Below are 18,050 nucleotides of genomic sequence, written 5' to 3'. Positions count from 1 at the left end.
CTAACGATTGATGTCGTTGTGGCGGGTTTCGCGCACAAAGGGCGCACCAATCGCCACAGTCACCAGACAGATCAGAATCGGGTACCACAAACCATCATAAATATTGCCAGTGACGGCAATCATGGCAAAGGACAGGGTGGGCAAAAAGCCCCCGAACCAGCCATTGCCAATGTGATAAGGCAGACTCATGGAGGTGTAGCGGATGCGGATCGGGAACATCTCCACCAGCATGGCCGCAATGGGGCCATAGACTGCCGTAACCAACGCCACCAGATAGGTCAGCAGGACCACCAGCATCACTTTATTGATCTGCTCCGGGTCTGCGCCATCCGGGTAGCCGTACTGGCGCATGGTCTGGGTCAGCTCATTGCGCAGCTCTTGCGAATGCCGGGCAAAATCGGCACGGCTCAGATGTCCGCCTTCAAAACCATCAATCACATGATCGCCAATGCGGACCTGGGCCACTTGGCCGGGCGTGCCCTTGACGTTGTTGTAGCTGACCGCGTGGCTGGCCATATAGGACTTCACGATATCGCAAGAACTGGTGAAGGTGTGGCTGCCTACCGGATTGAACTGGAAGGAACAACTGGCCGGGTCGGTAATGACAGTGACGGGCGCATTGCGTTGTGCCTGAACCAACGCGGGGTTGGCGAAATAGGCCAGGCCCTGAAAGACCGGGTAGTAGGTCAGGGCGGCCAATAAACAGCCCGTCAGAATGATGGGTTTGCGCCCGATTTGATCTGAGAGCCAGCCAAAAAAAATAAACAGCGGGGTGGCCAGCAGCAGTGAAATCACCATCAAGGTTTGTGCCAGCGTGGCGTGCAAACCCAGCATTTGGGTGATGAAAAACAAGGCGTAAAACTGCCCCGTGTACCAGACCACGCCTTGGCCTGCAGTCAGGCCGAACAGGGCCAGCAAGGCGATGCGCAGATTTGCCCAGCGCCCAAAGGATTCGGTAATGGGCGAGGTCGAGAGCGTGCCTTCGTCCTTGATGTGCTGGAAAGCTGGGGACTCTTTCAGGTTCATCCGTATCCAGACGGAAATTGCCAGTAGCAGCACGGAAATCAGAAAGGGAATGCGCCAGCCCCAAACAACAAACGCCTCTTCGCCGACCAGACTGCGTATGCCCATGATGACCAGCAGGGACAGCAGCAAGCCGACCGATGCGGTAGTCTGAATCCAGCTGGTGTAAAAGCCGCGACGGTGCTGGGGCGCGTACTCGGCCACATAGGTGGCGGCACCGCCATACTCGCCACCCATGGCCAGCCCTTGCAGCAGACGCAGGACGATCAACATGATGGGGGCGGCAATCCCGATGGCTTCATAGCTGGGTAGCACACCGACTAAAAAGGTGGACAGCCCCATCAGCAAAATGGTGATCAGAAAGGTGTACTTGCGGCCCACCCGATCGCCAATGCGGCCAAAGAGCAGCGCGCCAAAGGGGCGTACGGCAAAGCCGGCGGCAAAGGCCAGCAGCGCAAAGATGAAGCCAGCCGTCGGGTTAACAGCCGAAAAGAAGTGTTGCGCCAGAATGGCGGCCATGGAGCCGTACAGGTAGAAGTCGTACCACTCGAACATGGTGCCCAGGGCGGAGGCAAAAATAACCTTGCGGCCTTGAGCATCCAGCTTGTTCTTGGCTTTGGGGATGGCAGCACTGGTGATTGTCTGGGGCATGTGTTCAGGCTCTCCAAGGCAAAGACAGTGGGAAACTGACGCGCAGGCGCAGGCCGCTTTCCTGGCCGCCGGTCAGTGGCATGAAATCGATGGAGGCACCGTGAATCTCGGCAATCTCCCGCACAATGGCCAGTCCCAGACCACTGCCGTCCGCCTGGTTGCCCATGATGCGATAAAAACGGTCAAAAATCCGAGCCTTGTGTTCGGCGGGAATGCCGGGGCCGTTGTCCTCAATTTCCAGCCAGGCCTTGTCTTGCGCCTGGCCGGTACGCATGGTGATCCAGCCACCCGCCGGGGTATAGATCAGGGCGTTATCCAGCAGATTGTTGATCAGCTCATCGAGCAGGACCGGGTCGGCCTGCAAAAGGATGGCCTTGCTATTGTTTTCCAGGCCCAGATCCAGCCCAAGCTGCAAGGCATCCGGTACCCGCTGGCCCACATGCAATTCAGTCAGCGTGTTCAGGTCCAGGGTTTGCTTGGTAGGGGCATACAGGGCATCGCTGCTCTCGGCACGAGCCAAGGCCAGCATTTGGGTGACCAGGCGCGTGGCGCGGTCAGTGCCGCGTACCAGTTGCTGCAAGCTGGCTTCGGTCTGCTTGGGGTCGCGTTCACGCAGGGCCAGTTCGGCCTGAGTGCGTATCCCCGCCAGCGGGGTTTTCAACTGGTGGGCCGCATTGGCCACAAACTGCCTTTGAGTCGCTGAAAACTGTGCTTGCTGGGCCAGTAGTCCATTCATGGCATCAATCAGGGGGACGATTTCGGCAGGCGCTTGTTCCTGGTCCACCGGTGACAAATCGCCAGGCGCACGGGCGCGCAAACGTGCTTGCAGCAGGTTCAGCGGCTCCAGACCATGTGTCAGCCCCAGGCCTGCCAGCATGGCGGCCAGTGGGACCAGAATGAATTGCGGTGTCAGCATCCCGATCAGAATTTCTCTGTGTAGCACTGCTCTATGTTCATTGGTTTCGGCGGCAACGGCCAGAAAGGGCGTGTTGTTTTTGTCCTTGCCGCCCCAGACATAGGCCAGCCGCAGGCTTTGATCGTCCAGAACAACGTCACGGTAGCGCAGCAGGTCAGTGTCATATCCCCAACTGTCGGGAACCGGCAAATTGGCATTGCCGGCCAAAGGGTCGCCATTGGCATCGCGGATTTGCCACAGCGTGGGCGTAGGACTTTCCTGGCGCAAGATGGTCTGTGCCCCGTGGGACAAATGTATGGGCTGACTCAGGTCCTGGTGGCTGATTTCCACCCTCAACAAGTCCAGGTGATCGCGCAAGGTGCGGTCGTAGGGGGAATTTGCAATGTGCTGGGCGATGAAATAGGTAATGACAATGCCCACCGTCCACAGCAAAAACAAAGGCCCGAAAATCCAGATCATGATCTTGTGGATGAGCGGGCGCGGCGCAACGCGCTTGCCTTTGGCCAGCGCGGCAGTGTTCTTGGGCGGGGGTGTAGCGTGCTGCATGGACGATCCCTTAGGCTGGAGCGTCTTCTCGCAGTTTTTCCGGTTCCAGACAGTATCCCAGACCACGTACAGTCAGGATGCGTACGCCGCTGGGCTCCAGCTTTTTGCGCAGGCGATGGATATAGACCTCGATGGCATTCGGGGTGACTTCCTCGCCCCACTCGCAGAGCAGGTCCACAAACTGGTTCTTGCTGATCATGCGACCGCTGCGTGACAGGAAAATCTCCAGCAAACTGGTTTCGCGTGCCGACAGCTCCAAAGGCTGATTATCTATATAAGCCATGCGCCCTTTCAGATCGAAGCTTAGCCGTTTGTGATGCAGCAAAGCGCTGCTGGTGCCCGTGCTGCGACGCGTCAAGGCACGTACACGGGCTTCGAGCTCGGTCAGGGCAAAGGGTTTGGACATATAGTCGTCCGCGCCCAGGTCCAGGCCGCGTACGCGCTGTTCTACGGTGTCGCTGGCGGTCAGAATCAGAACGGGCAAGGTGTCCTGGCGCTGGCGGATTGACTGCAGCACCGACAGGCCGTTTTTTTTGGGCAGATCCAGATCCAGGATCAGAAGGTCGAAGCTTTGCAACTGCAAGGCGGAGTCTGCGCTATCGCCATCGTGCACGACATCGACCGCATAGCCTTCGTAGCGTAAGGAACGAGAAAGTCCATCCGCGAGAATACTGTCGTCTTCGGCTATAAGTATGCGCATGACCCTACACAAACAAATGATTGAATGGCTGTTCGGCATTGTTGCATAAGCTCGACAGGCCGGTCAGTAGGGGATAACGATGGCGCTTGGTGAATATATTTGAATATCTGTGTATATATACAGTATAATTTGATGCAATAATTAGGTTTGATTTTTAATTGCCGTGCCCGTCCGTTGGGGCGCCATTCCACAGTCAAGGATTTTTCATGGACGATAAAAACAGTAAAGCAGTGGCCTCGGAACGTTCCAAAGCGCTGGCCGCCGCTCTGTCGCAAATCGAAAAGCAGTTCGGCAAGGGCTCGATCATGCGTTATGGCGACGACAACGTCGAGCATGACATCCAGGTGGTCTCTACGGGTTCGCTGGGTCTGGACATTGCTTTGGGCGTCGGTGGCTTGCCACGCGGTCGAGTTATTGAGATTTACGGCCCGGAATCCTCGGGTAAAACTACGTTGACTCTGCAAGTCATTGCAGAAATGCAAAAACTTAAAGGCACGTGTGCCTTTATTGATGCCGAGCACGCGCTGGATGTGCAGTACGCGCAAAAGCTGGGCGTGAACCTGGGCGATCTGCTGATCTCTCAGCCCGATACCGGCGAACAGGCCCTGGAGATTACTGAAGCCCTGGTGCGTTCGGGTTCGGTTGATCTGATCGTTATCGACTCAGTGGCGGCCCTGACTCCCAAGGCTGAAATCGAAGGCGATATGGGCGATTCCCTGCCCGGTCTGCAAGCCCGCCTGATGAGCCAGGCCTTGCGTAAATTGACGGCAACCATCAAGCGCGCCAATTGTATGGTGATCTTCATTAACCAGATTCGTATGAAGATTGGTGTCATGTTCGGCAACCCTGAAACCACCACGGGTGGTAACGCACTGAAGTTTTATTCTTCCGTGCGTCTGGATATTCGCCGTATCGGTTCCATTAAACGTGGCGACGAAATGGTGGGTAACGAAACCCGAGTCAAAGTGGTCAAGAACAAAGTTGCACCGCCTTTCAAGCAAACCGAATTTGACATCATGTACGGCAGCGGTATTTCTCGTGAAGGCGAGATTATCGATCTGGGTGTGCAAACGGGCGTGGTCGATAAGGCGGGCGCTTGGTACAGCTACGACGGCAACCGCATTGGCCAAGGTAAGGACAACGTGCGTGAATTCCTGAAAGAGCGCCCCGAACTGGCCCGTGAAATCGAAAACAAGGTGCGCGAAAAACTGGGTGTTGCCCTGATGAGCGCTGCTGTCAGCCGCCCAGCCGCTGCTCCTGTGGTTGATCCGGCCGAGGGAGAAGTCTGATTTTTCCCCCAGAGTTCGATGATGAACCCTTTGAGACAGACCCGGAGGAAATCCGGGAGCGTAAACAAGCTCAAAGGGAACGTATTGCTGCGCTTTCTGCCCGGCCCACACGGGCGGGCAGAAACGTAGAAGAAAGCTCGGGTGAGGATGCTCCGGCTGCGGAAAAGAAAGCCCCGTCCAAACGGCCGGGGCTGTCTCTTAAAGCCAGAGCCTTGAACTTTTTATCCCGGCGCGAATACTCGCGCCTGGAATTGGGCCGCCGACTGGCCCCTCATGCAGAAAGTGCTGAAGAAGTGGAAGCCTTGCTCGACGCTTTGGTTGAACAGAAATGGCTGTCCAACGAGCGCTTTGCGCATAGTGTCGTCAACCGCCGTGCCTCGCGTGTGGGCACCCGGGTCATTCTGCAAGAACTGCGCCAGCATGGCGTGGATGTGGAGCAGACTGAAATCATCAAAGAAGAATTGATGGCGACCGAGCTGGAACGGGCCAAGCAAGTGTGGGGCAAGAAGTTCAGTGCGCCCCCAGATGATCCCCGCAGTTACGCCAAACAATATCGCTTCATGGCCAGCCGCGGCTTCTCGGGCCGTATCTTGCAGCAAATATTGGGTGACTGGGAAGACGATCCGGCTTGAATTTCTTCTTTCATCTGCAGTGCTGCCTTATGTAGTGCCCCTGGCTTGTAGTACTGACGCCCTCAAAAAAAGCGGGTGCGTTCGAATTGAATCACACTCGCCTGTACGTTCCCTCTATCTATAGAGTGGCTCAAGCGTTTTGCCATGCCACCGTTAAATAGTTCAAGGTTGCGCGGCCACAATGCCTTGTAGGCTTTTGAAGCAGGTCTCGCGTGCTTGCGCCAAAAAGGCCTGTACATAATCCGCCTGTAAGTCCTCGCCGCGCACTGCGGCGTAAAGCGTACGCCAGATACCGTGCTCGCCCAAACGGCAGGTACGAATCGAAGCCGGGTTCAGAAACTCCGTCAAAGCCCAGTTCGGCAAAGCCGTCACGCCGCGTTGGCTGGCGACCAGTTGCACGATCATGGGCGTCAGTTCGGCCTGTCGAACAGCGGCAGGCTCCACATCGGCTGGTGTCAGGAACTGCGTGAAAATATCCAGACGATTGCGTTCTACCGGGTAGGTAATCAGGACTTGATCCGTCAATTGGAAAGGCTCTACATAGCGGTACTGTGACAAAGGATGTTGGTTGGATACGGCCAGCACCAATTCGTAGCGAAACAGGGGCTCGTAATGGACGGCCGGATTGTCTTGCGGGTCTGAGGTAATTACTACATCTAGATCCCCCCGCATCAAGGCGGGCAAGGGCGCAAAAGAAAACGCCGCACTCAAGTCCAGCGTGACATCAGGCCATTGCTGCCTGAATGCGTCCAGCGCGGGCATCAACCATTGAAAGCAGGAATGGCAATCAATCGCCACATGCAGGCGCCCCGTACGTCCGGCGGCAAGCCGTTGCAGATCACGTTCGGTAGCACGTACACGCGGCAAGATGTCATCGGCCAGAACCAGGATGCGTAAGGCAGCCGTGGTCAGGCGGGCAGGGCGGGTACGCCGGTTCAGTAATTGCACTTGAAGTCGCACCTCCAGATCTCGCAGTTGGTGCGAGAGGGCGGACTGTGTGACATGTAGACGCTCGGCGGCTTCCTGCAAGCTGCCGCTGTCACGAATGGCGGTTAGGGTCTCGAGATGACGAATTTCAAGCATGTTGAGAGAAACTCATAATTAGCATGGTTTATTTGATTTTTTTTCAAGTAATTATACAGGCACAATAGTTTTCGAGCGCCTGATGCGGGCCTCTTATTTCTAATTTATGGGTTTACTATGACTGTTATTCATAATCTGGGTTTTCCCCGTATGGGGATACAACGCGAATTAAAGCGCGCTTTGGAAGCCTATTGGGCCAGCCAGGTAAGCCAGCAAGAGCTCTTGGATACAGGCAAGGCCTTGCGTGCTCGGCATTGGGATTTGCAAAGCAAGGCAGGCCTGGACACCGTGCCTGTGGGTGATTTTGCCTGGTATGACCAGATTTTGGAGTGGAGCACCTTGCTGGGAGCGGTTCCCGCCCGTTTCGGCCAGGCTGAAAATGCCCCCGTGTCTTTGGATACTTTGTTTCGCATGTCGCGTGGCCGTGCGCCCAGCGGTAGGGCTGTCGCCGCTTGTGAAATGACCAAATGGTTCAATACGAATTACCACTACATTGTCCCTGAGTTCACGCCTGGCCAAAGCTTCCGGATTGCCCGTGAATGCTTGTTTGAGCAGGTTGACGAAGCCCAGGCTTTGGGACACAAGGTGAAGCCTGTCATTCCCGGCCCGCTGACCTGGTTGTGGCTGGGCAAGGGCGACGCGTATGAAGGTCTGGCTGATGTGGGCAAGCTCGCTTTGCTGGATGCTTTGTTGCCCGTTTATGAACAAGTGCTGGCTCGTTTCAAAGCCCAGGGTGTGGAATGGGTACAGATTGATGAACCTGTTCTGGTTCTGGATTTGCCTCAAGAGTGGCAGGACGCCTTCCGTTGTGTCTATCAAAGCCTGAACCAATCCGGTTTGAAGCTGCTGCTGGCGACCTATTTTGATGATCTGCACGAAAATGTCACGGTCTTGAAAGACTTGCCCATTGCGGGCGTGCATGTGGACGCTGTGTGCGCACCGGCTGCTTTACAGGCGGTGCAAGCGGTATTGGGGCAAGACCAGGTGCTGTCTGCCGGCGTCATCTCGGGGCGCGATATTTGGCGTACTGATTTGGAAAAAACACTTCAAACTCTGGAACCCTTGAAAGCGGCCTTGGGTGAGCGACTGTGGATAGCACCCTCCTGCTCGCTTTTGCATGTGCCCGTGGACGTACAGAGTGAAACAGGCCTGGATGCTGAACTAAAGAGCTGGCTATCCTTTGCGGTGCAGAAACTTGATGAACTCAAGCTGTTGCAAGGGTTGCTGGATGGTACCTTGGATGAAGCGGGGCAGCAGGCGGTTCAAGCTCAACAAGCTGCTTTGAAAACGCGCCGTGAGTCCAAGCGTACGCACAATCCTGCGGTACAAGCCCAGATGGCCAAAATTAACCAGTTCAAGCGTCAACGAACTCCATTTGCTCAACGTATTGAAGCTCAGCGCAACAAGCTGAATTTGCCCGCCTATCCCACCACCACTATTGGTTCCTTCCCTCAGACCACTGAAATTCGTACGGCTCGACGCGATTGGCGTGGCGGTGCGCTCAGTGATGCGGCTTATGAAAAAGCCATGCAGGCTGAAATCGAGCAAGTCATCCGTTTTCAGGAACGCGTTGGGCTGGATGTTTTGGTGCATGGCGAGGCCGAGCGCAACGATATGGTGGAGTATTTTGGGGAGTTGTTGGGTGGTTTTGCTTTTACGCAAAATGGTTGGGTGCAAAGCTACGGTTCGCGTTGCGTCAAGCCGCCAATTATCTTTGGTGATGTGTTGCGGCTGGCACCGATGAGCGTGGCTTGGTCCTCTTATGCCCAGTCTTTGACCGAGCGTCCCGTCAAAGGCATGCTGACCGGCCCGGTGACGATGTTGCAGTGGTCCTTTGTTCGTGACGATCAGCCGCGCGCTGATACCTGCCGTCAATTGGCGTTAGCCCTGCGCGATGAGGTCTTGGATCTGGAGCAGGCGGGTATTCGTGTCATCCAGCTTGATGAGCCGGCCTTTCGTGAAGGTTTGCCGCTACGTCATGGGGATTGGCAGGCGTATCTGGACTGGGCAGTGGATTGCTTTCGCCTGTCCACCAGCGCCGTGTCCGACGAAACCCAGATCCATACCCATATGTGCTATTCGGAGTTCAACGACATTATGCCGTCCATTGCCGATATGGACGCAGATGTGATTACGATCGAAACCTCACGCTCCAACATGCTCTTGTTGGATGCCTTCGAGAGCTTTGAGTATCCCAACCACATCGGCCCGGGTGTTTACGACATTCACTCGCCTAATGTGCCTGACAAGGACTGGATGGTCCGATTGCTGGGGGAGGCCGCCAAGCGCCTGCCTGCCGACCGTTTGTGGGTGAATCCGGATTGCGGTTTGAAGACGCGGGGCTGGGCTGAAACGGCAGCTTCCTTGCAGGCCATGGTGGATGCGGCCAAAGCATTGCGGGCTGCTGCCTGATTTAGTGCAGGCATGAAATAAACCGCCTGAATGGAATGTCAGGCCAGCGCACGTCCCACCTTGTTGCCGGATTTTCCTAGCATGAAAAAGCGACCTCCCGCCGGGTGGTCGTTTTTTTCATGCAAATTTGGTATACCGTAGTATCGATGCCGCGTAGACCCTGTGTTTGGCCCGCTTTGGATGTGCTTGCTGATTATGTAAGTGGCTGATACGGAACATACGAGGTGCGTTATACTTGATCGGTTTCAATCTTGCCGCCTCGTCCATATCAATGCCTTTGCCCCCGCCGTCCATTGCCCGTGAACCAATGCATACCCGTACCATCACGGTACAGTCGTTTGCACGGGAAGATGGCCTCTGGGATCTGGAGGCCTCGCTGCTGGATGTGAAGTCCTACGACTTTCCCATACGCAATGGCCAAACCCACAAGGCAGGCGATCCCGTGCATTTAATGCATCTGCGTATCACCATCGATAGCAGCTTCGAGATTGTGGACGCGGTGGCGGTCTACGATGCGGCCCCTTATCAGGACAACTGCTCGTCCATTTCGCACGCCTACCGGAAATTGGTAGGCCTGAATTTGCTCAAGCAGTTTCGTCAGGGTGTCAAAGAGCGCTTTGGGCGCTCGGCTGGCTGTACGCACATGAGCGAGTTGGCGCAGGTTTTGCCAACTACTGCGGTACAGACCATGGCCGGGCGACGTCGCAGCAGTGGAGAATCAGAAATCTATCGCACCGATAAGCAGCCTTTCCACCTGGATGGCTGTCATGCCTTGCGTTTGAGCGGTCCCGTGGTTGAGGAGTTTTATCCCATCTGGTATCGACCCAAAGTCACCGACGGGATGGACTAGTTTTTTGTTTTAGTCAGGTCTCGGGCTCTGGCCTGGAGTTCCTGCCTTCTTTTTTTATTGTGTTTTTAGACTGACAGGTATCACATGAAAATTCACGAATATCAGGGCAAAGCACTGCTTAAGCAGTTTGGCGTTGCCGTGCCACGCGGAATTCCTGCCTTCTCCGTCGATGAAGCGGTTGCAGCTGCGCAGGAGCTGGGTGGCTCTGTGTGGGTTGTCAAAGCCCAGATTCACGCCGGTGGCCGTGGCAAGGGCGGTGGCGTCAAGCTGGCTCGCTCGATTGACGAAGTGCGTCAACTGGCCTCGGAAATCCTGGGCATGCAGCTGATCACTCACCAAACGGGTCCTGAGGGCCAGAAAGTGGGCCGTCTGCTGATCGAGGAAGGCGCGGACATCAAGAAGGAATACTACGTCGGTATCGTTACCGACCGTGCTACCCAGCGCGTGGCCGTGATGGCGTCCAGCGAAGGCGGCATGGAAATTGAAGAAGTGGCCGAGCGTGACCCCGACGCCATTCTGAAAGAATTCGTGGACCCGGCTGTTGGCCTGACCGACGAGCAAGCCACCAAGCTGGCTCGCGGTATTGGCGTTCCTGACGCTTCCATCGAGAAAGCCGTTGCTGAATTCCAGAAGCTGTACAAGTGCTACACCGAAACCGACGCTGAACTGGCCGAGATCAACCCTCTGATCCTGACCGGCTCGGGCGACATCATCGCTTTGGACGCCAAGTTCAACTTTGATGGCAACGCCTTGTTCCGTCACCCCGATATCGTGGCTTTCCGTGACCTGGCTGAAGAAGATCCTGCTGAAGTTGAAGCCAGCAAATACGATCTGGCCTACATCCAGTTGGACGGCAATATCGGCTGCCTGGTGAACGGCGCTGGTCTGGCTATGGCAACCATGGACACCATCAAGCTGTTTGGCGGCGAGCCTGCCAACTTCCTGGACGTGGGCGGTGGCGCTACGGCCGAAAAAGTGACCGAAGCCTTCAAGATCATGTTGGCCAACAAGGGCGTCAAAGCCATTCTGGTTAACATCTTCGGCGGCATCATGCGCTGCGACGTGATCGCTGAAGGCGTGATCGCTGCGTGCAAGGCCGTCAACCTGAACGTGCCTCTGGTGGTACGCATGAAGGGTACCAACGAAGAGCTGGGCAAGAAAATGCTGGCCGATTCCGGTCTGCCCATCATCAGTGCTGACACCATGGCCGAAGCGGCGACTGCTGTTGTCGCTGCCGCCAAGTAAGAAAAGGTTGAGGATTAGCAAATGTCGATTCTGATCAATAAAGACACCAAAGTCATCACGCAAGGGATCACCGGCAAGACCGGCCAGTTCCACACCCGCATGTGCCGTGAATACGGTAACGGCATGGAAGCCTTTGTGGCTGGCGTGAACCCCAAGCGTGCTGGTGAGGATTTCGAAGGTGTACCTATCTACGCCTCCGTGTCCGACGCCAAGGCTGAAACTGGCGCGACCGTGTCGGTTATTTACGTTCCACCCGCAGGCGCTGCTGCTGCCATCTGGGAAGCTGTCGAAGCGGACCTGGACCTGGTTATCTGCATTACCGAAGGCATCCCTGTTCGCGACATGCTGGAAGTTCGCAACCGCATGCGCGCTGAAAACCGCAAAACCTTGCTGCTGGGCCCGAACTGCCCCGGTCTGATCACTCCTGACGAGCTGAAGATCGGTATCATGCCCGGCCACATTCACCGCAAGGGCCGCATCGGTGTGGTCAGCCGCTCCGGCACGCTGACATACGAAGCCGTTGCACAAGTAACCGAACTGGGCCTGGGTCAATCCTCGGCTGTGGGTATCGGTGGCGACCCAATCAACGGTCTGAAGCACATCGACGTACTGAAGATGTTCAACGACGATCCTGATACCGATGCCGTTATCATGATTGGCGAGATCGGCGGTCCAGACGAAGTCAACGCGGCTTTGTGGGCTAAAGACAATATGACCAAGCCCGTTGTTGGCTTCATCGCTGGTGTGACAGCGCCTCCCGGAAAACGTATGGGTCACGCTGGTGCCCTGATCTCCGGCGGTGCCGACACGGCCGATGCCAAGCTGGAAGTGATGGAAGCCTGCGGTATTCGTACCACTCGTAACCCATCCGAAATGGGTAAGCTGCTCAAGGCAGTGCTGTAAATAGTCGTACCAGGGCCCGCTTCGGCGGGCTCGTTGTCTGGCTGCTTTAGGCAGCCGGGCAAGATTGGCCAGCCGGTTTCGTCAAGAAAAACACCACAACCGGGCGCATTCCTTCCCGAATCTGGCCAGCCTGATCATGCTCAAACGAATTAAGTAAGAAAAAGCCCCCATCTTGCATAGGCTAGGATTAGCTTGCTGCGTTAAGGGGCGTTGTTGTCTTGGAACGGCCTGGCTACAAAAAAAGAAAAGTTGTCCAGCGTCTGGGAAGAGGGCTCACGTTTAGCGACACGGGAACGAAATGATTGAATTTCTCCAAACCCTGCATTGGGGTTCACTGTTTCAAATTGTACTGATTGATATTCTGCTCGGTGGTGACAATGCGGTTGTGATTGCGCTTGCCTGCCGCAACCTGCCTCAGCAGCAGCGCATGCAAGGCATTTTGTGGGGTACTGTAGGCGCGATTATTCTGCGTGTCATCCTGATCTTCTTTGCGCTGACCTTGCTGGACCTGCCCTTGTTGAAAGTGGTGGGCGGTCTTTTGCTCATGTGGATCGGCATCAAGCTGTTGATGCCCGACGATGATGCGCACGGCAATATCCAAGGGGGCGGCACGATCTGGGCCGCCGTTAAAACCATTATCATCGCCGACTTTGTGATGAGCCTGGATAACGTGATTGCCATTGCCGGTGCAGCGCAAAACGCGCATCTGGACCACCAGTTGGGCTATGTGATCTTTGGTTTATTGCTCAGTGTCCCCATTATTGTCTGGGGCAGCACTCTGGTCCTGAAATTGATCGACCGTTTCCCTATCGTGGTGACCCTGGGTGGCGCTTTGTTAGGCTGGATTGCAGGCGGCATGCTGGTCACAGACAAGATTGTGGAAAATCAATTTGGCGTGCAGCCCCAGCCTGTTAAACTCGGAGCCGAGATTGTTTGTGCCTTATTAGTGGTGGCGCTGGGCAAGTGGCTGGCGCACCGTAAAGGTTCTACCAAGGAAGCATAATTCTATGGCAATTTTTAAATCCTCTGACGCCAAAGGTCAGGAAAGCGGTCTGTCGCTGCTACAAGGCTTAGGTATCCTGGCCATTATCGGTATTGTTGCTGCCGCTATCGTGCGCTATTTCGCTGCGTGATTGTTGTGGCTTCTACTCCTCAGGAATTGGTGATTGCCACTCGTGCCAGTCAACTGGCCTTGTGGCAAGCCAAGCATGTACGCGACCGTTTGCAGCAGCTGTACCCGCAATGCAAGGTGTCCTTGCTCGAAATGACGACCCGTGGCGATCAGATTCTGGACCGTACGTTGTCCAAAGTGGGCGGCAAGGGATTGTTTGTCAAAGAGCTGGAAACCGCCTTGCTGGATGGCCGTGCCCATCTGGCGGTGCACTCTTTGAAAGATGTGCCAGTGGTATTGCCCGAGTCCTTTGATCTGCCCATCATCATGGAACGGGACGACCCACGCGATGCTTTTGTTTCCAATACTTATGCCAATCTTGCGGCTTTACCTGCTGGTGCCATCGTAGGGACTTCCAGCTTGCGCCGTGAGTCTCAGATTCGTGAACGCTACCCGCACCTGGACATCCGTCCGTTGCGTGGCAATGTCCAGACACGTTTGTCCAAGCTGGATCGTGGCGATTACGACGCCATCATTCTGGCTTCGGCTGGTTTGCGCCGTCTGGAGTTAGCCGAACGTATCCGCGATTACATTTCGATTGAAGACAGCTTGCCGGCGGCCGGACAGGGGGCTTTGGGCATCGAGATCCTGAAAACCCGTACCGATGTGGCCCACTGGCTGGCGCCTTTGGCTCATTCCACCAGCCATGTGTGTGCGCTGGCCGAACGGGCTGTATCGCGCGCCTTGGGCGGTTCCTGTCAGGTGCCTTTGGCCGCTTATGCCACGCTAGATGGTGACGAACTGAATCTAAGCGGCCTGGTGGCCGAGCCTGATGGTTCCACGGTTTACCGTGCCCAGATCAGTGGTGCAGCTAAAGATGCGGAAGAGCTGGGTCTGTCTCTGGCGGACGACCTGAAGCAGCAAGGTGCCCAAGCCATTCTGGATCGCTTGCTTACGGAACTACCCGTAGAAGGTGAGTAAAGCGGCATGAACCTGCCCTGTGTCTTGCTGACCCGCCCTGCGGGACGGAATGAAACCCTGTCGGCCGCCCTGGCTGTGCAGGGTTTTTCTTCCTTGGTCTTGCCTGCCTTGAGCCTGCAGGCTCAAAACCTGTCTGAGGAACAATGGCAAGACCCCAACGATTTTGATCTGGTGCTCTTTGTGAGCAGCAGTGCCGTTAATTTCTATTTTGCGGCCTTGCAGGCGCGTGGCCGGAGCTGGCCTAACAACGTATTGCTGGCCGCTGTTGGTTTGGCCACCGCCACCCGCCTACGCACCCAGCCGGGCGTGTGTTCAGAAGCTGTATTACATCCTGAAAGTGCTGACTCCTTGCAGGATTCAGAGGCCCTGTGGACGGTGCTGGAGCCTCGGCTCGCGCAACTTGAGCGGGTGCTGATTGTGCGTGGCCATAATGGCCGTGAGTGGTTGGGGCAACAACTGGAGAAACGCGGTATTCAGGTTCAGCGTCTGGCCATTTACCAGCGTAGTCCTGCTCAGTGGAGCGTGGAGCAGGGCCGTCAAATTCGTGCCAGTTTGCAGGCAGGCCGTCTGGCCGTGTTGCTTAGCAGCTCTCAAAGTGCCGATGCGGTATTTGCTAATGTCCAAAGCCTGGGTTTGATGGATGTTTGGGCGCGATGCGCCTATGTGGTCATTCATCCGCGTATTGAGGAACATTTACAGTCCTTATTGCGGCAGGCTGGAATCACAGCGCCACCAATGGTAAAAAGGTGTACGCCAGACGATGATGACATTGTCGCTGCCTTGATGGCGGTGCTCTCGCGCGATTAGCCTTACACGGATTACAATCTTGCCATGAACGATAAAACAGAGAACGCATCCGCAAGCGAACCGGAGACTCCGATTTCCAGCCCAGCCAGTACACCGGCTTCTCGTCCGTACTCCGATCCTAAAGAAAGCACCACCACGCCTGAACAGCGTAAAAGTGGTGCAGGTCCGGCTTATGCCTTGACGGCTGTTGTTGTGGTGCTGGCTGCTGCCGGTCTTTGGTACCAGAATTCATTGCTGGAAAAGCACAAGGCCGAGCTGCAGGCCCAACTGGCAACCAATATCAACACCACGGAGCAGGCGCGCCAAACCGCGCAGCAGGCGCTGGCATTGGCACAGCGTCAATCTGACAAGTTCGCCCAGTTGGAGAAATCCTTTAACGATTCCACCGAACAGTTTCATGATCTGAGTCAAGCCTTCCAGACCATGACAGACAGCGGCTCGGAATTGGTTCTGCTAAATGATATCGATCACTTGGCCACGATTGCGCAGCAACAACTGATGCTCGGTGGCAATGTAGCCAACGCCATCGTTTCTCTGGAAGCCGCCCAGGCGCAGTTGGCGCGTGCCAATCGTGTCGGTCTGGCCTCCTTGCAACAAACCCTGAATGGCGATCTGGAACGCCTTCGAGCGGCAGCCACAGTGGATGTGGCCTCTTTGTCCCGCCAACTGGACACCTTGTCGCGCTACGTATCGGAAGCTCCTTTGCTGGTGCCCGATGATGTTGCCGGCGGTGCGAACACCGAAGCCCTGGACTTGTCGTCCGAGGCGGTTGCGTCTGCCGAGTTGCCTGCGGATGCCCCTTGGTGGGAACGCAGCTGGAATACGGTGCAGCAGTGGGGAAGTAGTGCGTGGCGCTCTGTCAGCCACGATCTGGGGCAGTTTGTCTCCATTCGTCGTGTAGACGATGCCGCTGCTTTGTTGATGTCGCCCGATCAGGCCGCCCGTCTACGTGAAAATCTGCGTCTGCGCATTATGGCCGCACAGTTGGCCATGATGATGAACCAGTCTGCTGTCTGGCAGACCGAGCTCAATGCGGTGGCGACGGCCCTGGAAAAACGCTTTGATACCCAGTCGAATCAGGTTCAACAAGCCTTGCGCCTGACCCGTCAATTGCAAGACACTCGCATCGGTGCGCGTTTGCCTACCGTGAATAACACCTTGGCAGCCATTGAAAGCCTGCGTCAAGCCCAGGCTGGTCGTAGTCAGAACAACACCGACGACACCACGACGGAGCAGGGCGACACCGGCCCCGTCCCGTCCGACTCTCCTCAATCCACAGAACCAGCCAAGCAGGAGGAGCCTGCTGCTTCTGCTGCTGAGCAGGTTGAGTCTGGCGCTCCCGCTCAAGCCGAGACGGAACAGCCCGCGCAGGCGCAGGGGTAAGGTATGCGTACTTGGTTTTGGACTCTCATCTTATTTGTCGCCGCAGTTGCCTTGGCCTTGGTCTTGCGTGAACATGCTGGTAACGTCTACTTGGTGACACCGCATTATCTGGCGCGTGCGTCGCTGACCTACGTGGTTCTGTGTACGCTCGGTCTATTCATCGTCCTGTATGTGCTGTTGCGCCTGCTGGCGTGGTTCAGTGATGGCCCGGAGCGTTTTCGCCTGTGGCGCGGCCGCCGTGCTCAACGCCGCGATCAAACCTTGCTGGAAACCGGCTGGATCAGCATTCTCGAAGGCCGTTACGAACAGGCCGAGAAAGACATGATGAAGTTGATGAGCAAAACCCGCTCGCAGACCAGCAAAGTCGTGGCAGGTTTGGCAGCGGCACGTGCGGCACATTATCAAGGTCAGATTGCCCAACGTGATGAAGCTTTGGCGGCCGCTCGTGCCGCTGCGGGCGATGATGTGCGTTTGAAAGAAGCCAGTGCCGTCGCCTCGGCCGAGCTGTACCTGGATCAGAACCGTACAGAAGAAGCCATCGAGCTATTGCAGGGTTTGCAGGACGCCAGTTCGCGCCATCTGCATGCCACTCGCTTGCTATTGCGCGCCTATCGTCAACAAGGCAATGCCGAACGCGTGTATGAATTGACCCGTTTGCTGGTGCGTCGCAGTGGCATCGAGCGTCAAGAGGCGCTCAATTGCATTGAATTTGCTGCTGCCGCTCGTTTGCGCGCGGGCGGTGTTGAACAGTTCAAGGCCTTGTGGTCGGACCTGAAATCCGAAGAGAAAGTCTTGCCCGGCATAGCGTTGGAAGCCGCCCTGATTCAAGAGCGTGAAGGTAATTACGAAGAGGCCGGCCGTATTTTGGAACCGGCCATTGCGGCTAGTTTCGACAGCCGTCTTCTGGAAGCCTACGCCCAGTGCCCACCTGAATATGTGGGCCGTCGTTTGGCCAAGGCCGAAGAGTGGTTGCGTAGCCAGCCCAACAATCCGGTCTTGCTATCCACCTTGGGCCACCTTTGCCTGACCAGCCAGCTGTGGGGGCAGGGCGAGCACTACCTGTTGCGCAGCCTGAAAATCCAGGGTGATCTACGCAATCACGCCTTGCTGGGGAACTTGTACGACAGCTTGGGTCGCCACGATGAAGCCGTTTCTTACTGGCGCAAGGCGGCTTCCATGGCCGGTACTTTGCCGATTCTGGCGGTCAGCACGGCCTTGCCAGCGGCTGATACGCGTCATGACCCCAGTCATACTGATGCGGATAGTTTGCCATCGCAAAATGACGATGATCTGCCTCGTTACACCTATGCCGCCAGCGTCGTGGCCGAGGACCTGCCTGATCAAGGTCGTCCCTTGCCCGTCGTGGCCGAACCCGTGCCTCCTGCAGCTTCGCCTTCGCAAGATAGCGTGAGTTCCTCTTCGGATCTGGATGATTACTTTGATACGGCTCCCATTCCTGGGGTCGATCTCTCTCAAACTTCGGACCGTCCTCGACGCTCCAATGATTAATCTCTTTTA

At 56.1% G+C, this 18,050-nt stretch carries 16 protein-coding genes; 12 read left to right on the top strand and 4 right to left on the bottom strand.

The features are described from left to right. Genes AC6I6N_RS04930 through AC6I6N_RS04920 form a run of 3 tightly spaced genes read right to left on the bottom strand, consistent with a single transcriptional unit; the run spans nt 1 to nt 3,836 of the window. Entirely contained in the window at nt 1–1,674 is a 1,674-nt protein-coding gene (locus tag AC6I6N_RS04930) for an MFS transporter (protein WP_109088416.1), read from the bottom strand. A 4-nt stretch (nt 1,675–1,678) separates the two neighbouring features. Continuing rightward, nucleotides 1,679–3,136, bottom strand: coding sequence for a sensor histidine kinase (locus AC6I6N_RS04925; protein ID WP_222653313.1), 1,458 nt, complete (start codon nt 3,134–3,136; stop codon nt 1,679–1,681). A 10-nt stretch (nt 3,137–3,146) separates the two neighbouring features. After that, nucleotides 3,147–3,836 (bottom strand): response regulator transcription factor, encoded by a 690-nt coding sequence (locus AC6I6N_RS04920; RefSeq protein WP_094196964.1) that lies wholly within the window; start codon nt 3,834–3,836, stop codon nt 3,147–3,149. 206 nt (nt 3,837–4,042) lie between these two features. Between AC6I6N_RS04920 and recA the strand changes: the two genes are divergently transcribed. After that, nucleotides 4,043–5,125 carry a recombinase RecA gene (recA, locus tag AC6I6N_RS04915; RefSeq protein WP_021446515.1) on the top strand — a complete coding sequence of 361 codons (1,083 nt, stop codon included), beginning with the start codon at nt 4,043–4,045 and terminating at the stop codon, nt 5,123–5,125. A gap of 83 nt (nt 5,126–5,208) precedes the next feature. Further along, on the top strand, nt 5,209–5,757 hold the full coding sequence (gene recX, locus AC6I6N_RS04910) for a recombination regulator RecX (protein WP_223254125.1): 549 nt from the start codon (nt 5,209–5,211) through the stop codon (nt 5,755–5,757). Between the two features lie 162 nt (nt 5,758–5,919). Here the strand turns inward: recX and AC6I6N_RS04905 are convergent, their stop codons facing one another. After that, complete coding sequence (locus tag AC6I6N_RS04905; RefSeq protein WP_395029249.1) at nt 5,920–6,840, bottom strand: LysR family transcriptional regulator; 921 nt, start codon at nt 6,838–6,840, stop codon at nt 5,920–5,922. Between the two features lie 117 nt (nt 6,841–6,957). Between AC6I6N_RS04905 and metE the strand changes: the two genes are divergently transcribed. From metE to AC6I6N_RS04855, 10 genes are all read left to right on the top strand, one after another. Continuing rightward, nucleotides 6,958–9,252 carry a 5-methyltetrahydropteroyltriglutamate--homocysteine S-methyltransferase gene (metE, locus tag AC6I6N_RS04900; protein ID WP_497943273.1) on the top strand — a complete coding sequence of 765 codons (2,295 nt, stop codon included), beginning with the start codon at nt 6,958–6,960 and terminating at the stop codon, nt 9,250–9,252. A gap of 271 nt (nt 9,253–9,523) precedes the next feature. After that, nucleotides 9,524–10,102, top strand: coding sequence for a DUF2889 domain-containing protein (locus AC6I6N_RS04895; protein ID WP_230017903.1), 579 nt, complete (start codon nt 9,524–9,526; stop codon nt 10,100–10,102). A gap of 84 nt (nt 10,103–10,186) precedes the next feature. Continuing rightward, nucleotides 10,187–11,347 (top strand): ADP-forming succinate--CoA ligase subunit beta, encoded by a 1,161-nt coding sequence (sucC, locus tag AC6I6N_RS04890; protein ID WP_094196960.1) that lies wholly within the window; start codon nt 10,187–10,189, stop codon nt 11,345–11,347. Nucleotides 11,348–11,368: 21 nt separating this feature from the next. Further along, nucleotides 11,369–12,250, top strand: coding sequence for a succinate--CoA ligase subunit alpha (gene sucD / locus AC6I6N_RS04885; protein WP_094196959.1), 882 nt, complete (start codon nt 11,369–11,371; stop codon nt 12,248–12,250). A 298-nt stretch (nt 12,251–12,548) separates the two neighbouring features. Then, nucleotides 12,549–13,253, top strand: a complete 705-nt coding sequence (locus tag AC6I6N_RS04880) for a TerC family protein (RefSeq protein WP_108727592.1) — start codon at nt 12,549–12,551, stop codon at nt 13,251–13,253. 4 nt (nt 13,254–13,257) lie between these two features. After that, the gene (locus AC6I6N_RS04875; RefSeq protein WP_003799533.1) at nt 13,258–13,383 is read left to right on the top strand and encodes a hypothetical protein; all 126 of its coding nucleotides are present in this window, start codon (nt 13,258–13,260) and stop codon (nt 13,381–13,383) included. Next, nucleotides 13,380–14,342: a hydroxymethylbilane synthase gene (hemC, locus tag AC6I6N_RS04870; RefSeq protein WP_108727591.1), complete on the top strand. Its 963-nt coding sequence runs from the start codon at nt 13,380–13,382 to the stop codon at nt 14,340–14,342. Before AC6I6N_RS04875 ends, hemC begins: the two co-directional genes overlap by 4 nt. 6 nt (nt 14,343–14,348) lie before the next feature. Next, nucleotides 14,349–15,149, top strand: a complete 801-nt coding sequence (locus AC6I6N_RS04865; RefSeq protein WP_094196956.1) for a uroporphyrinogen-III synthase — start codon at nt 14,349–14,351, stop codon at nt 15,147–15,149. Nucleotides 15,150–15,173: 24 nt separating this feature from the next. Then, the gene (locus tag AC6I6N_RS04860; protein WP_108727590.1) at nt 15,174–16,532 is read left to right on the top strand and encodes a uroporphyrinogen-III C-methyltransferase; all 1,359 of its coding nucleotides are present in this window, start codon (nt 15,174–15,176) and stop codon (nt 16,530–16,532) included. A gap of 3 nt (nt 16,533–16,535) precedes the next feature. Then, entirely contained in the window at nt 16,536–18,041 is a 1,506-nt protein-coding gene (locus AC6I6N_RS04855; RefSeq protein WP_094196954.1) for a heme biosynthesis HemY N-terminal domain-containing protein, read from the top strand. Nucleotides 18,042–18,050: the final 9 nt, after the last annotated feature.

The sequence above is a fragment of the Alcaligenes sp. LTN-3 genome (genome assembly GCF_059735605.1).
The sequence above is the reverse complement of the archived record's forward strand: the minus strand, read 5'-3'. Positions and strand labels throughout refer to the sequence as shown.

Excerpts from the sequence above, each read along its gene's own strand:
- AC6I6N_RS04875 (WP_003799533.1), top strand. The coding sequence starts at position 13,258 with ATGGCAATTTTTAAATCCTCTGACGCCAAAGGTCAGGAAAGCGGTCTG.
- metE (WP_497943273.1), top strand. The coding sequence starts at position 6,958 with ATGACTGTTATTCATAATCTGGGTTTTCCCCGTATGGGGATACAACGC.
- AC6I6N_RS04880 (WP_108727592.1), top strand. The coding sequence starts at position 12,549 with ATGATTGAATTTCTCCAAACCCTGCATTGGGGTTCACTGTTTCAAATT.
- AC6I6N_RS04860 (WP_108727590.1), top strand. The coding sequence starts at position 15,174 with ATGAACGATAAAACAGAGAACGCATCCGCAAGCGAACCGGAGACTCCG.
- AC6I6N_RS04865 (WP_094196956.1), top strand. The coding sequence starts at position 14,349 with ATGAACCTGCCCTGTGTCTTGCTGACCCGCCCTGCGGGACGGAATGAA.
- AC6I6N_RS04855 (WP_094196954.1), top strand. The coding sequence starts at position 16,536 with ATGCGTACTTGGTTTTGGACTCTCATCTTATTTGTCGCCGCAGTTGCC.
- AC6I6N_RS04925 (WP_222653313.1), bottom strand. The coding sequence starts at position 3,136 with ATGCAGCACGCTACACCCCCGCCCAAGAACACTGCCGCGCTGGCCAAA.
- sucD (WP_094196959.1), top strand. The coding sequence starts at position 11,369 with ATGTCGATTCTGATCAATAAAGACACCAAAGTCATCACGCAAGGGATC.
- AC6I6N_RS04905 (WP_395029249.1), bottom strand. The coding sequence starts at position 6,840 with ATGCTTGAAATTCGTCATCTCGAGACCCTAACCGCCATTCGTGACAGC.
- AC6I6N_RS04930 (WP_109088416.1), bottom strand. The coding sequence starts at position 1,674 with ATGCCCCAGACAATCACCAGTGCTGCCATCCCCAAAGCCAAGAACAAG.
- AC6I6N_RS04920 (WP_094196964.1), bottom strand. The coding sequence starts at position 3,836 with ATGCGCATACTTATAGCCGAAGACGACAGTATTCTCGCGGATGGACTT.
- recA (WP_021446515.1), top strand. The coding sequence starts at position 4,043 with ATGGACGATAAAAACAGTAAAGCAGTGGCCTCGGAACGTTCCAAAGCG.
- AC6I6N_RS04895 (WP_230017903.1), top strand. The coding sequence starts at position 9,524 with ATGCCTTTGCCCCCGCCGTCCATTGCCCGTGAACCAATGCATACCCGT.
- sucC (WP_094196960.1), top strand. The coding sequence starts at position 10,187 with ATGAAAATTCACGAATATCAGGGCAAAGCACTGCTTAAGCAGTTTGGC.